We start from the raw sequence: 13,414 nt of genomic DNA, 5'->3' as shown, positions 1-13,414 counted from the left end.
GCATCGTAACTTTCAACTCTCAACTCTCAACTCCCAACTAGCATCAGCATCAGCATCATCAGTTTCTTTTTTATCTTTTTCTACTGATGTTTTCTTTTCTTTTCTCTTCTTTTCTTTTGTTGCAACGAAATTCAACGACCGTTGCTTTTTTACACCTTTCGCTTGTCGGAACTTTTCTTTCCGAGTTCACGGCAATGAAACATATTCACGGCGTAATTGCACATAAACGGTGTAACATATTCAGATGAAATCAATAGATTGTCATTTTTCATTCTATCTACTATGAATGAACCGTGGTTGTACAACACATCATCAATCTATTTACAACGAATGTGCAATGATTCACCAGTTAACCGCAGAGTTTCGCGGAGTTTTTAATTTCTATGCAGCATTGAATCTTAAACTCGCGAAACTCTGCGTACTCTGCGGTTAAAAAGAATAAAGTGCATTTCAGAATAAAATAATTATTCCCAGCATCATACAATGATGCTTTCCCCCCTTTACTTTGTATCAGCAATAAACCAATGAGGGGTGAAGTGCTGAATATGTTGAACCAATTAAAAAGAATAACAATGACACCAAATGTAGATTTTATGGAGACTGTTCAATAAATTTATCCCAAAACAAAAGGACTAAAAAGGACTTTGTTTTTTATAACAATAACATACATCTTTGCAACTGCAACAGCTCATTGAGAGTAAAAATACTTGGAATGTTCTGAATAATAACTATATTTGTTGTGCCAATTAGTAATAATAGGTATACATATTAGATTTCAAACATAGAAAGTGTTTGACTTATCTCTCTCTAGCGAATCTGGTAAATTTAAAAGGGGTCGAGAATAGGTTGATTGCTCTCATGCCGTATAGGCGTGGGCTGTTGCTTATTTTAGACCCAAGGTTTACCAGAGCCTGCTAGATAAAGTAAGTTTACGGTTCCACGCTTTCTTTAATTTATAATTCTTCTTTTAGGAACCAGAGAGGGAACAAAAAAAACAAATTAATGTTACACACTGGCTTTTTAAAAACAATTTTTGCGAGCATGCTCGCTTTATGCATGGTAGGGTTCTATTCTTGTAGTTCGGATGACGATGACAAAACAGGAACAGAAGGCAACGAATCGGCTATTGTAGGTAAATGGGAGGTATCGAACCAAAATGCAGCGTATGGTTCTTTTGAGTTTACCAGCGACAAAAAGTACATTATCACTCAACGAACCACCACCCCACCCAATGGCTCTCGTTCAGTTACTCGCGCAGGCGAAACTTATATCATTGTTATTTTTGGAGATTATTCGTCGTTAAGTGGTACTGGTAATGAGTATACATTAAACTTAAAAGAGTTTGGAACAATAGTGATTAATATATCCGGATCGGGAGCAACCATTACAGTAAATGGTGAAACGTATGATACCAATAAAGCACCAGAAATTACAACCAATAAATCGAAAACAGAATTGTTGTGTCATGAGTGGAAATTTGACAAGTCTATTATAAATGGTGAAGAACTTCCCAGTGAGTACTCCTACTACAGACTAGTTTTTACAGAAACTGGAACTTATTATTCTGAGGGAACTTTCCGAGAAGAACCAATAGAATCCTTTAGTACGTATGGTGCTTGGGAATGGGTAGACTCTAAAACTATTAAAATTACTCAAGAGGGAGGAACAAATACCTGGGAGGAGGAAACCTTGGAAGAAACCTTTGTTAGCACTGTTCAAAAACTAACCGACAGTGAGCTGGTTATTTATGGAATAGATAATAGTTATGAATATGAAGAAACAACAACATATTTATATAGATAAAAAGCAGTGAAATAATGGAATACAATTTAAACCGCTTTATTGAAGCTCAAAACGATATTTATGAGCGAGTACTGACAGAACTAGAACAAGGTAGCAAAACATCGCATTGGATGTGGTATATCTTCCCACAAATGCGGGGATTGGGCTACTCTCCAACTGCACAGTATTATGCAATAAGTTCTTTAGATGAAGCGAAGGAGTATCTTAACAATCCGGTATTAGGCCATCGCTTGGTTGAATGCTGTCAGATACTTTTAGGATTACAAAACCAAACAGCTAAGTGCATCTTTGGCAGTGTAGATGCAATGAAATTAAAATCATCTATGACACTGTTTTCGCTGGTGTCTGATAATCCTATATTCAATAAGGTTTTAAATATGTATTTCAACAACGAGAAAGACAATGCCACTTTAAGAATAGTAGGGGCGAATAATGCAGAATAGCATTTCGCCTCCTACCATAATCAAAAATCAAACATAGAAAGTGTTTTACTTATCTCTCTCTAGCAAATCTGGTAAATTTAAAGGAGGGTCGAGAATAAGTTAATTACTCTCATGCCAATAGGCATGACTGTTGCTTATCTTAGACCCACTTCTACTAAAACTGTTAGACAAAGTAAGTTAACGGTTCCACGCTTTCTTCATTTTACAAACTCTTCTTACAGGAACCAGAGAGGGAGTTAATTTCAAAATTATGAAAAACCTACTCATCAACTTTGTTGACTGGTATCTTGAAACCAATGAAGGGAAGACTGCAAATTTTTTTGTTCATACATTTAAAAGTGATAGAGACTTTTTTATAGCAGAACTTTCGGATTATGCTGTTGAATTTGCATTGGCATACGGGTATAATCCGTTTAAGGTAGACAAAGATAAACTGGATATATTGAAAGCAGACATATACAGAAAAGGCACACCATTTAGCGAATTCAGTGAATCAAAGTCAAACCATGTACCACGCGCACTGTTTGGAAAAAACAATTATCAAAAGTTTCTTGATACATTATACACAGAAAAGAAAAGTAGTGCATCACTCAAAGCGCCTGTAGTTCGAAAACAAACTAATGTATATCATTACGAAAAAGAAGAATTACAAAAAAACTTCATATTCAGACTAATCACACAAGATCGATATTATGAATTCTTATGCTTCCCAATCAGCGTATTGAAAAAAATATTCTATGGATATGATAGAAGAGAGTTCTTCGACAACTGGATTAATACACAAATAGATAACATCACTGTTTATACTAGCCCATCTACTAAAATATTATTCAAAGATGTAGAAACATTAGACATCAGCAAAGATGGTATAGCATTAATAAACGGAAAACACAATCTCCATACTGCTGTTTCTGTTGGAGGTGCAGTGATAGAAGCTTATACAACTACACTTCAGGATATTGTAATCGATCATATTGAATCGTTTGTAAATGTGTTGTATACATTAAAAGATCAACTTCCCGCATTGCAGATCATACATAATGTATTAGAAAACATTAATGATGGCAGAGTTTCAAACTATGAAGCTTTAAAAAATGCAGGTAACTATTTAGTTAGTAATGTAGAGTTTACTCCCTCCGAATTAGATGGCCTTGAAAAAGACATGAACTTGATTTTAAGCAAGATTGAATTGCAATTGATGGATAAAGGCGAACATCGGGGCAAAAAGAAGTGAGGTTTAAACACTCCTTGATTATTAATGAAAGTGTTTAACTATTTAGTTATCAATCCTCACACTTTCTTCATTTATAGAACTCTTCTTTGAGGTTGGGAAGAACAAAACACTTTATTTTATGAAAAGTATACTAGGTATTTTTGTTGTTATCTGCATCATGAGTGTCACTTTTATGTCATGTAGCCGTTCTGGTATTGATGGAATGCTAGACACCTATGAAGAACTAATTGATGATTATGAAAAAATAGTCAAAAACAAAAAGCTTGATGCAACTAAATTAATAGAGGTTGCTGAGAAACTTGAGAAAATGGAAGAAAAAATTGAGGAATACGAAGATGATGATAACGAACTTACTGAAGAACAAGAAGAACGTTTAGAGAAGTTAAACAAACGCTTTTTGAAAATAGCTGAAAAAGCTGCCGAATTGGTTGGAGATCTTGATATTGATTTTGGGTTCTAAGATACACTTTATTAAGGCCAACGGCCTTAACTCAATAGCGTAGGGCACGCCAGCATCGCTGGCATCGCCCTACGTAAAGTTAACAACACAACATTGACCCCGAAGTGGGTCAACGCAAATTAGTAATTATCTCTCAACGAAGTAACCCTTAACTGTTTCTCAAACTCCCCTTGAGTTAAATCGGTAGTAACAAGCTTAGTCACTGTTTCTCCTGGAAGAATATCGAAATAGTTATCAGCAAAGAAGTTATCAATGCCATTGATGGACATAAACACCGCTCGTGCAAACTTATCCGAAGTCAATGTTACCTCGTAGCCGCCATCAACCGGATGTACCGAACGGGTAATGGTAGCCTTAGGATAATTCATCTCCTTTTGTTTTACCAGAAAGTAATTGTTTTTATATATATCTTTACCTACAGTAAGAACAGCATTTACTATAACATCGCCCTGAGGAACACCATTTAATGCCTTTTCTGTCTCTATCGACCAAACCTTTGTACTGGTATTAGCAGGTATTTTAACCAATTTACGATAGCTGTTCACTATTTCACCATCCTGTTTCAGAATCTTTATCTCAAGGGTTCCACCAGAAGCTTTCAAACGGTCGGAAACAGCATATACATTCAGCATATTGTCTTCGGCAATAGGAGAAACCAGCATGTCGCGGAAGGCATCGCGTGCAAAATAGTGTTGGGCTTTCCAACGTCCGTAGTAGTCACGGCTCGACCACGAAGCCACAGGCCAGCAGTCGTTGTGTTGCCAGAACAGTGTACCCATGCAATAAGGCATATCGCGCCGGTGGGCTTCCATAGCAGTTTTAATAGCATCGCCCTGCAAAACCTGATTCATATAAAGGAACGACTCAAAGTTAAGCGGTTTCTGGTATTCGTTCAATAAATAAGATTCTATCAGTTTGTTTGCATGATCGCCTCCACGCTGGTGAGCCATCATTACATCCGAATAAATATCATGGTCGCGCTCTTCGGGAGCGTATTTTAATACCGACTGATACTCGGGGAACGACTGGAAACCATATTCCGAAAAGAAACGGGCGCGGATAATATTATAATCGGTAATAGGAGCCTTGGCATGCCATACGCCCCAATAATGTCCGTCGCCATTGGGGTTCCACAAAGGTTGACCCGATTCGCATTTCTTGTCCGGATCGCCACCATACGGTGAAGAGGGTAAATAAAAAGCAGTAGGATCATAAGCTTCGACTACTTCGGGCAATACACCGTGGAAAACATCTTTATAGTCTTTACGCAATTCGGCCAGTACACCAAGTTCTTTGTATTTCCTCATCCATCCCCAGTTAAACCAGGCAGTGTGCATTTCATTGTTACCACACCAAATGGCAATACAAGGATGATTACGCAAGCGAGTTACATTATCAATGGCTTCCTGACGAATGTTTTCCAGCATGTCCGGATTCATGGGGTATGTGCTACAGGCAAACATAAAGTCTTGCCAAACCAAGATACCATATTTATCGCAAAGGTCGTAAAATACTTTATTCTCATAAATACCACCTCCCCAGATGCGAAGCATGTTCATGTTTACATTTACTGCATCGAGAATTGTTTTCTCATATTTTTCATCCGTAACGCGGGTCAGGAAGTTATCTTGTGGAATATAATTTGCGCCCTTAGCAAATACCCGCTGTCCGTTAAGCTCGAAATAAAAGGAGTGGCCGTTGGCGTCTTTTTCATTAATCACTTTCAAACTGCGGATACCTATATTATCTGTTTTTGTATCGGCAACATCTCCATCAATGGATATATTTGCTGTGAAAGAATACAGATGGGCTTCGCCGAGACCATTGGTCCACCACAACCGGGGATTATTAACCACCAAATTGTGTTCAATGGTATTCATGCCTTTTTTGAGTTGAACATTCTTTATCCAAGGGCTTTTAACACCTTCGGCCTGAATGGTTAGTGTGGCATTGCAATCCTTGTCGGCCTTTACCTGTACTTTTGCTTTTATCTTTGCCCGGCTGGCTGTAACATCCTCTTGTATATAATGGATGTTATCTATGCGGGCGTCGTTCCAAGCCAACAGATACACCGGACGCCAGATACCGCTTGTTACCAACCGCGGCCCCCAGTCCCAACCATAATGATAACCGGCTTTACGGGCAAACACGCTAACCTTCTTATTAAAGATTCCTCCGTTTTCCGACTGGTCGTTACCTGCTTCTACAGGATATTTTAAAGCATCGAACTTGGGGATATCTACCTTAATGGGCGAATGGAAATATACTTTCAGCTGGTTGTCGCCTGGTTTCAGGTATTGCTTTATATCTACATTCCATTGGCGGAACATATTATTAGCTTCAAGTACCTTCTGTTCGTTGATATATACATCGGCGTATGTGTCTAATCCTTCAAATACCAGTTGTATATGGTTGCGCTTCATCAGTTGGGGCGAAGCATTGAATGTTTTTTCGTAAATCCAGTCTTCCTTGTCAATCCATTGCATGCCTTTTTCGTTGAGGCGATAAAACGGATCTTCAATCATCTTATTATCAAGCAAATCAGTGTGTACAACTCCCGGAACGGTTGCCGGATACCAGTTATGGAGCCTTGCCTGTTTAAACCTCCAACCATTGTGTAGTTCTTCTTTTAATGGAGTAGCTGCAAACAGACATCCACAAATAAGCGAGGAGGCCATAATTGTTACAATTCTTAGGTTTTTCATGTTTCTAATCTATATTTTATACCTTCCTTAACAATAACTCAAAACAGGCAACTCGCCCGTTAAAGCCCCTAAAGCATTGGTGGCTAACGCACCCAATTCGTCCTCACCGGGATAAACATGTACAGGGGCCAGAAACGATATATATTCTTTTAAACAAGATATTATATGTTCAGAGTAAGCAATGCCTCCTGTAAACAAAATGGCATCTACTTTTCCGCATAGAATAGCAGCCATGCTGCCAACCGCCTTTGCTACATTATAAATCATGGCATTGAATATAAGTTCGGCTTGCTTATCCCCGTTCTCAATGCTCTTCAGGATAGCAATCATATCGGTAGTTCCCAGGTGTGCGGCAATACCAGCACGGCCGGTAATCATTTTCAGCAATTCGTCTTTAGAATATTCACCGCTAAAGCAGAGGTTTACCAACTGTGCAGCGGGGAGGGTTCCTGCCCGTTCGGGCGAGATTGGTCCTTCGCCATCGAGGGCATTATTTACATCAATAACCTTGCCTTGTTTGTGGGCAGCAACAGAGATGCCTCCTCCCAGATGGCAAACCACCAGATTGAGGTCTTCGTACTTACGGCCGCACTCTTTGGCATACCGGCGGGCTATTGCTTTTTGATTTAAAGCGTGGAATATAGAAATCCGGGGTAATAAGGGAGAGCCACTGATGCGGGCAACATCGGCAAGTTCATCAACTACCACAGGATCGGCAATAAATGCCTTGCAGCCGGGTAGTTCCGAAGCCAGTTCAAGGGCAATCAGTCCGCCCAGATTCGAAGCATGTTCACGCTGTGCATGTATTAAATCATTCTTCAATGCATCGTTTACTTCATACACACCGCTGGGGATGGGCTTTATTAAACCGCCTCTTCCAATTATGGCATCAAACAGAAAGGGAACATTGTTTCTTTTCAACTCGTCCATAACCAGTGATTTCCGAAACTCAAACTGATCACTTACACATGTATAAGCAGATAATTCGTTTACACTATGCCGTATGGTAGATTCAAACAAAGACTCTTTATCTTCGTAAACAGCTATTTTAGTTGAAGTTGATCCTGGATTAATTGCCAGTATTTTCATTTCTTAATTCTTTATATTTAATTACTTGTAAGGCACGCCATTGCTATACTGTTATATTTCGAAAGTCCCGAATCACTACGCGAAGGCAGAATAACTGGGCACAAAGGGCCTTGTAGCAGCCCTGCCATTTCGGCATTAGCAAACAGAGAAACAGATTTATAGAATGTGTTACCCGATTCAATGTTGGGGAAGATCAATACATCTGCCTGGCCGTTAATGGGCGAAACAATTCCTTTAATATCTGCGCTGGCCTCTTCGCAAGCTGTGCGCACATCTAGCGGACCGTCAATTATTGTATTGCCAAATTCTCCGGCCTCGGCCAGCTCTACAATATTTACATAATCGAGTGAGTTGGGAAACTTTGCACTAACCTTTTCGGTGAAATGGATTAATGCAATACGTGGTTGTTCTATACCAAAGTGATGGCAGGTATCTATGGCATACCATATCATTTCTATGCGTTGTTGCAATGTGGGCCGGGGGATAACAGCCGCATCCGAGAAGAACAGAAGTTTATTGTATGTAGGGATTTGTACTACCGAAAGGTGGGTAAGAATCTTCCCCTTAGGCAACAAGCCCTTTTCTTTATCCAGAATGGCGTGTAGCAGATTATCGGTATTTATAATACCTTTCATAATAATATCGGCTTCGCCTTGGCGAGCTATGCGAACGGCTTCTTTAGCTGCTTCGTCCGGATTTTCAATATGAATAGCCTTTACATACTTGGGATATTGCTTCAGCGTTGGGTATTTATCAAGAATGGCCGAGTCGCCAATCATTATAAATTCGGCAATACCTTCTTCCAGAGCTCTGGCTATTGCATATTCTGTATTAGGGTCTTTGGCACAAACAACGGCTATTCGTTTCCTCTTTTTCTGAGATTGTAAATGAGCTGTCAGGTCATTAAAACTTCTAATAGGTTCCATTTCGTTATATTTTTAGCAAATATCAGAAAAAAGATTGAGAATAAATAGCGTGTTTTTGTAAATTGCACGCTCAAATGAATTTAGTCATTAAATAACCTGACCAATATGAACAACCTAATTTTTCCTCCTTTTCTGCAACAAGGAGATAAAGTTATAATAGTCTCCCCCTCGGGTAAGATTGATAAAATGATTCTGAAAGGCATGAAAAAGAAACTCGAAGAATGGGGGTTGAAACCAATCATTGGCAAATATGCCGGTAGCTCATGGGGCAAGTACGCAGGAACAATAGCCCAACGAACTTCCGATTTTCAAGCAGCTTTGGATGACGAAGAAGCCAAAGCCATATTTTGCAGCCGTGGCGGATATGGAGCTGTGCATCTTATTGAAAAACTGGACTTTACCCGTTTCCGTAATAACCCCAAATGGCTGATTGGATTTAGCGATATCACTGCCCTGCACAATTTAATGCAGGCCAACGGATATGCTTCACTACATGCACCTATGGGGAGGCATCTGGTTGTTGAACCAGATGATGATGCATGCAAAAACCACCTGAAAAACATATTATGTGGAGAAATACCCTCGTATAAATGTAAGGGACATAAACTGAATAAAGCAGGCACTGCCCGGGGTATTTTGCGAGGTGGTAACCTAGCTGTACTTTACGGACTGCGTGGTACACCTTACGATTTCCCGCCCGAGGGCACTATTCTTTTTGTTGAAGACATCAGCGAGCGCCCTCATGCAATTGAGAGAATGATATACAATTTAAAGCTGGGCGGTGTTCTGAATAAACTTTCGGGGATAATTATTGGTCAGTTTACAGAGTTCGAAGAAGATAAATCTCTAGGTAAAGAGCTGTATCATGCTTTGGCCGATGTACTGAAAGAGTGCGATTGCCCCATCTGCTTCAACTTTCCGGTAGGCCATGTTGTTAATAATCTGCCCTTAATTTGCGGAGCTGAAATAGAATTGAAAGTAAGTAAAGGAGGTGTGAGTTTTGAGTTTTGAGTTTTGAGTAGTGAGTAATGAGTAGTGAGTCGTGAGTCGTGAGTAGTGAGTAATGAGTAGTAAACGATGCCGCATGGTAACTCAAAACTCACTACTCACTACTCACTACTCACTACTCATTACTCAAAATTTTTTAGTATTTTTGTTTTCTTTATAAACAAACCAGAAATGAAAAATTTAATAATGCTATTACTAATTAGTTGTTTTCTTCTATCAATAGAATCATGTCAATGGAGTAATAAGGATAGTAAAAGTGCAACAACAGTTGAAATAAAAGTAGATGTACCCGAGTTTGATGCAGATAAAGCCTACCAGTTTATTCAAGAGCAGGTTGATTTTGGCCCACGTGTTCCCAATACACAACAACATGTTGAGTGTGGCGAATACATTGCACAAAAACTGAAAGAATTTGGTGCAGTAGTAACCAATCAATATGCCGACCTGATTGCGTATAACGGAACAATACTAAAATCGCGTAACATAATCGGATCGTACAAGCCCGAAACAAAGAAACGAATCGCTCTTTTTGCACACTGGGATACCCGCCCCTGGGCAGATAACGACCGCAACAAGAGCAATCATTATAAACCCGTTCTGGGAGCAAACGATGGTGCCAGTGGGGTAGGTGTGTTGCTCGAAATTGCAAGACAAATAAACATGCAGGCGCCCGAATTGGGTATAGATATTATTTTGGTTGATGCCGAAGATTATGGTGAGCATCGTCAGGAAAGCCCCTCGTACAAAGAAGAAGCCTGGGGATTAGGCTCGCAATACTGGGCACGTTATCCGCATGTTGAAAAGTATAATGCCCGTTTTGGTATTCTGCTCGATATGGTGGGAGGCAAAGATGCAACCTTCTACAAAGAAGGCTATTCGGAACATTTTGCACCCGATGTTAATAAGAAAGTATGGAAAGCTGCTAAAAAGCTGGGGTATAATAAGTTCTTTGTTAATGAAAAAACAGGAAGTGTAACCGATGATCACTTGTTTGTGAATCGCATTGCCCACATCCCTACCATTGATATTGTTCCTAATATTGTTAATGCTCAACATTCTTCTTTCGGTGATTTTTGGCATACTGTTCATGATGACATGAGTAACATCAGCAAAGAAACACTAAAAGCTGTTGGGCAAACCATACTAACTGTAATTTACAATGAACAGTAATTAAAGTGATTAACCTCTCCTCCACAACCACGAACTTTATTCGTAATCATCAGCACGATGATGTTCGCTCTCTGGCATTACAGGCAGGGAAGTATCCGGATGTTGACATAAAAGCAGCCATTACACAAATAGCCGGCAGACAGGCGGCTGCAAACAAAATTCCTTCGTGGTATGCAGTAGAGGAACTCCTTTACCCCCAACATTTATCGCTCGAACAATGCTCTTCGGAGGTTACAGCACACTATAAATCAACACTTTGTAAGGGAAATACTTTCACCGATCTTACTGGTGGTTTTGGAGTTGATTGTGCATTTATTGCTGCCAATTTTGCAAAAGCCACATACATAGAAAAACAAAGTGAACTTTGTATAATAGCCAAACATAATTTTCCGCTGCTTGGATTAAATCATATTAGTGTACTCAATGAGGATGCTATAACGTATCTCAGAAATATGGATCCGGTAGATTGCATCTTTATTGATCCGGCACGCAGAGACAAACATGGAAAAAAAACAGTTCAATTATCCGACTGCGAACCCGATGTAACCCTATTAGAAGATTTGTTGTTGAAGAAAGCCAATCGGGTAGTTATCAAACTTTCGCCAATGCTCGATATATCGTTGGCATTAAGAGAATTGAAATATGCAACACAGGTACATATATTATCTGTGCACAACGATTGCAAAGAATTACTGGTAATATTAGATAAGTCGGACACTGATTTGGTAACCTTACACTGTGTAAATTTTGCAACTACCAGCCAGCAGGAATTCACTTTTTCTAAAATAGAAGAGCAAAACGCCCAGTGCGTATATACCAATGAAGTAGACCGTTTTTTATACGAACCCCATGCATCCATACTAAAAGCAGGTGGTTACAAAATTATTGCAGCAAAGTATAATTTAAAGAAGCTACATCCTAACAGTCACCTGTATACCAAGGATCAATATATCGAAGATTTTCCCGGAAGAGTCTTTCAGGTAGAGGCTTATTCTTCTTTAAAAGATAAAGAATTGTTGGCGGGTATAGACAAAGCAAATATCAGCACCCGTAACTTTCCGCTATCCGTAGCCGACTTACGCAAACGTTGCAAGTTGAAGGATGGGGGAGAGGTTTATCTGTTTGCAACAACTTTGCAGGATAACTCTAAAGTATTGATTCGTTGCAAGAAGTTTTGATATTTGTCGTCACTCAACACGCGAAGGCTTTGAAATAATAATAAAAGGGTGTGCCTGTGATAGGTACACCCTTTTTAAGATAAAGGGTTAATGCCCAATGATTTCGAGAATTCTAAGAAAGTGCTGCAATGGCCGAACCAATCAGATTTGGTTCCTGCATCTTCTCTTTAGCCGATATCACCATTGTGACACCTGCCGGCAACAATTTTTTAAGTTCAGCTTCTACTTGCTGTTCATAATCGTTACTCCAGAATAGAGTTCCGTCGGCAGCCAGGTAGATATTCTTTATTGCACTGTCTTGTGCCACCAAAACCTGCACCAATCCGGCCAGAGAAGCAGCAACCAGTTGTGCCGATCTGTTATACACCCAATTGGCGATATCTACATGATCTTTCTTGTTTTTATCAGGGTTATTGATGATATAGCTCAAGTCGCCACCGTCAAAGTCATGTTTAATCTTCTCAAACATAAATACGGTTTTGAAGATTTCGCCCAAATAACCACCCGATATCGCTTTTTCAAATCGCTGACTTCCTTTATTATTCGATATAGCATCTACCAGATTATCGATAATTGTTAAATGAGGAGGATTGAAATTTCCCGATTCCAGGTTAACAGGAATCACGCCTTCATCTTTACTGTTCAGCTTTTCTATTTTATTAAGAGGCATTAAACTGGCCATGTTGGTACCTGTTCCTACAATTAAGCCAATGTAAGAATCGAAAGGTTTACCGTTTATGCGTTCGGTAAGTCCGGCAAACAAACTGGCAACTGTATCGTTTACTACCTTAATATCTTTAAATGTAGTATTTATCTCTTTATGGTTATTCAGGTATTTAAGTAATGGCTCTCCTACCGGTTTGTCTATCATATCAGGAATATCGATTCCTTTTGTCCAACGAAGAAGAATGGCATCACCATTTAAGCGCGAGTCTGCCGGATAAGAGAAACAATATCCGATTTTGGTAACACGTTCGTCAAGTTGTTTCAGTTCGCTGATAAAGCAGGCCATTCTTTCATGCAGTTTTTCTTGGGTAAAGCCTTTTACTTCCACGCGAGATAAGCGACGTTTTATATCCTCAATAATGGTAGCTTTTCCATCTTTATATTCTACAAGAGCAGCTCTGAAGTTGGTTCCACCCCAGTCGAGCGCAAGCACTCTTTCTTCGCCGGTAATGCCCTCTGTTTTAGGTTGAATATGAGTAGGGATAGCCAAGATTTCTTGATCATCTTCTTTAAGACCTTCTTCGATTCTTGCTTGAAGTGCGTTTGCAATAAACTTTAGTTCTTCGGTAACTAATGAGAAAATGTTTTCCATGAAATAATATTTTAGTTGATTAATATTTGATCCGGTATCTGAAAAAGGCAAAATTAAGAGGATATTCTTAATTAAGGGAA

General features: G+C 39.4%; 12 protein-coding genes. 7 read left to right on the top strand and 5 right to left on the bottom strand.

Annotated elements, in window-relative coordinates:
* Positions 1 to 12 precede the first annotated feature (12 nt).
* Positions 13 to 135, bottom strand: coding sequence for a hypothetical protein (locus D0T85_RS23000; protein WP_255495686.1), 123 nt, complete (start codon positions 133 to 135; stop codon positions 13 to 15).
* A 906-nt stretch (positions 136 to 1,041) separates the two neighbouring features.
* Between D0T85_RS23000 and D0T85_RS05860 the strand changes: the two genes are divergently transcribed.
* From D0T85_RS05860 to D0T85_RS05845, 4 genes are all read left to right on the top strand, one after another.
* Positions 1,042 to 1,803 (top strand): hypothetical protein, encoded by a 762-nt coding sequence (locus D0T85_RS05860; RefSeq protein WP_163211173.1) that lies wholly within the window; start codon positions 1,042 to 1,044, stop codon positions 1,801 to 1,803.
* 14 nt (positions 1,804 to 1,817) lie between these two features.
* The gene (locus D0T85_RS05855) at positions 1,818 to 2,246 is read left to right on the top strand and encodes a DUF1810 domain-containing protein (protein ID WP_163211170.1); all 429 of its coding nucleotides are present in this window, start codon (positions 1,818 to 1,820) and stop codon (positions 2,244 to 2,246) included.
* A 250-nt stretch (positions 2,247 to 2,496) separates the two neighbouring features.
* On the top strand, positions 2,497 to 3,480 hold the full coding sequence (locus D0T85_RS05850; RefSeq protein ID WP_163211168.1) for a hypothetical protein: 984 nt from the start codon (positions 2,497 to 2,499) through the stop codon (positions 3,478 to 3,480).
* Between the two features lie 118 nt (positions 3,481 to 3,598).
* Complete coding sequence (locus D0T85_RS05845) at positions 3,599 to 3,940, top strand: hypothetical protein (RefSeq protein ID WP_163211167.1); 342 nt, start codon at positions 3,599 to 3,601, stop codon at positions 3,938 to 3,940.
* Positions 3,941 to 4,059: 119 nt separating this feature from the next.
* Here D0T85_RS05845 and D0T85_RS05840 read toward each other — a convergent pair whose 3' ends face one another.
* Genes D0T85_RS05840 through D0T85_RS05830 form a run of 3 tightly spaced genes read right to left on the bottom strand, consistent with a single transcriptional unit; the run spans position 4,060 to position 8,660 of the window.
* Positions 4,060 to 6,645 (bottom strand): glycoside hydrolase family 2 protein, encoded by a 2,586-nt coding sequence (locus tag D0T85_RS05840; RefSeq protein WP_163211165.1) that lies wholly within the window; start codon positions 6,643 to 6,645, stop codon positions 4,060 to 4,062.
* A 27-nt stretch (positions 6,646 to 6,672) separates the two neighbouring features.
* Positions 6,673 to 7,734 carry a butyrate kinase gene (gene buk, locus D0T85_RS05835; RefSeq protein WP_163211163.1) on the bottom strand — a complete coding sequence of 354 codons (1,062 nt, stop codon included), beginning with the start codon at positions 7,732 to 7,734 and terminating at the stop codon, positions 6,673 to 6,675.
* A 17-nt stretch (positions 7,735 to 7,751) separates the two neighbouring features.
* Positions 7,752 to 8,660, bottom strand: a complete 909-nt coding sequence (locus D0T85_RS05830; protein WP_163211161.1) for a phosphate acyltransferase — start codon at positions 8,658 to 8,660, stop codon at positions 7,752 to 7,754.
* Positions 8,661 to 8,765: 105 nt separating this feature from the next.
* Between D0T85_RS05830 and D0T85_RS05825 the strand changes: the two genes are divergently transcribed.
* The 3 genes from D0T85_RS05825 to D0T85_RS05815 all read left to right on the top strand — a co-directional run bounded on the left by D0T85_RS05825 (position 8,766) and on the right by D0T85_RS05815 (position 12,016).
* Positions 8,766 to 9,671, top strand: a complete 906-nt coding sequence (locus D0T85_RS05825) for an LD-carboxypeptidase (protein ID WP_163211159.1) — start codon at positions 8,766 to 8,768, stop codon at positions 9,669 to 9,671.
* Between the two features lie 168 nt (positions 9,672 to 9,839).
* On the top strand, positions 9,840 to 10,838 hold the full coding sequence (locus tag D0T85_RS05820; RefSeq protein WP_163211156.1) for a M28 family peptidase: 999 nt from the start codon (positions 9,840 to 9,842) through the stop codon (positions 10,836 to 10,838).
* A gap of 5 nt (positions 10,839 to 10,843) precedes the next feature.
* Positions 10,844 to 12,016, top strand: a complete 1,173-nt coding sequence (locus tag D0T85_RS05815) for an SAM-dependent methyltransferase (protein ID WP_370459932.1) — start codon at positions 10,844 to 10,846, stop codon at positions 12,014 to 12,016.
* Positions 12,017 to 12,128: 112 nt separating this feature from the next.
* Here the strand turns inward: D0T85_RS05815 and D0T85_RS05810 are convergent, their stop codons facing one another.
* The gene (locus D0T85_RS05810; protein ID WP_163211154.1) at positions 12,129 to 13,334 is read right to left on the bottom strand and encodes a hexokinase; all 1,206 of its coding nucleotides are present in this window, start codon (positions 13,332 to 13,334) and stop codon (positions 12,129 to 12,131) included.
* Positions 13,335 to 13,414 lie beyond the last annotated feature (80 nt).

It is taken from the genome of Bacteroides sp. 519, from assembly GCF_010500955.1.
In the GTDB taxonomy this organism is placed as follows: Bacteria; Bacteroidota; Bacteroidia; order Bacteroidales; family Bacteroidaceae; genus Bacteroides.
Note: the sequence above shows the minus strand (reverse complement) of the source record. Positions and strands in the feature narration are given on the sequence as shown.

Excerpts from the sequence above, each read along its gene's own strand:
- D0T85_RS05860 (WP_163211173.1), top strand. The coding sequence starts at position 1,042 with ATGCTCGCTTTATGCATGGTAGGGTTCTATTCTTGTAGTTCGGATGAC.
- D0T85_RS05855 (WP_163211170.1), top strand. The coding sequence starts at position 1,818 with ATGGAATACAATTTAAACCGCTTTATTGAAGCTCAAAACGATATTTAT.
- D0T85_RS05850 (WP_163211168.1), top strand. The coding sequence starts at position 2,497 with ATGAAAAACCTACTCATCAACTTTGTTGACTGGTATCTTGAAACCAAT.
- D0T85_RS05845 (WP_163211167.1), top strand. The coding sequence starts at position 3,599 with ATGAAAAGTATACTAGGTATTTTTGTTGTTATCTGCATCATGAGTGTC.
- D0T85_RS05840 (WP_163211165.1), bottom strand. The coding sequence starts at position 6,645 with ATGAAAAACCTAAGAATTGTAACAATTATGGCCTCCTCGCTTATTTGT.
- buk (WP_163211163.1), bottom strand. The coding sequence starts at position 7,734 with ATGAAAATACTGGCAATTAATCCAGGATCAACTTCAACTAAAATAGCT.
- D0T85_RS05830 (WP_163211161.1), bottom strand. The coding sequence starts at position 8,660 with ATGGAACCTATTAGAAGTTTTAATGACCTGACAGCTCATTTACAATCT.
- D0T85_RS05825 (WP_163211159.1), top strand. The coding sequence starts at position 8,766 with ATGAACAACCTAATTTTTCCTCCTTTTCTGCAACAAGGAGATAAAGTT.
- D0T85_RS05820 (WP_163211156.1), top strand. The coding sequence starts at position 9,840 with ATGAAAAATTTAATAATGCTATTACTAATTAGTTGTTTTCTTCTATCA.
- D0T85_RS05810 (WP_163211154.1), bottom strand. The coding sequence starts at position 13,334 with ATGGAAAACATTTTCTCATTAGTTACCGAAGAACTAAAGTTTATTGCA.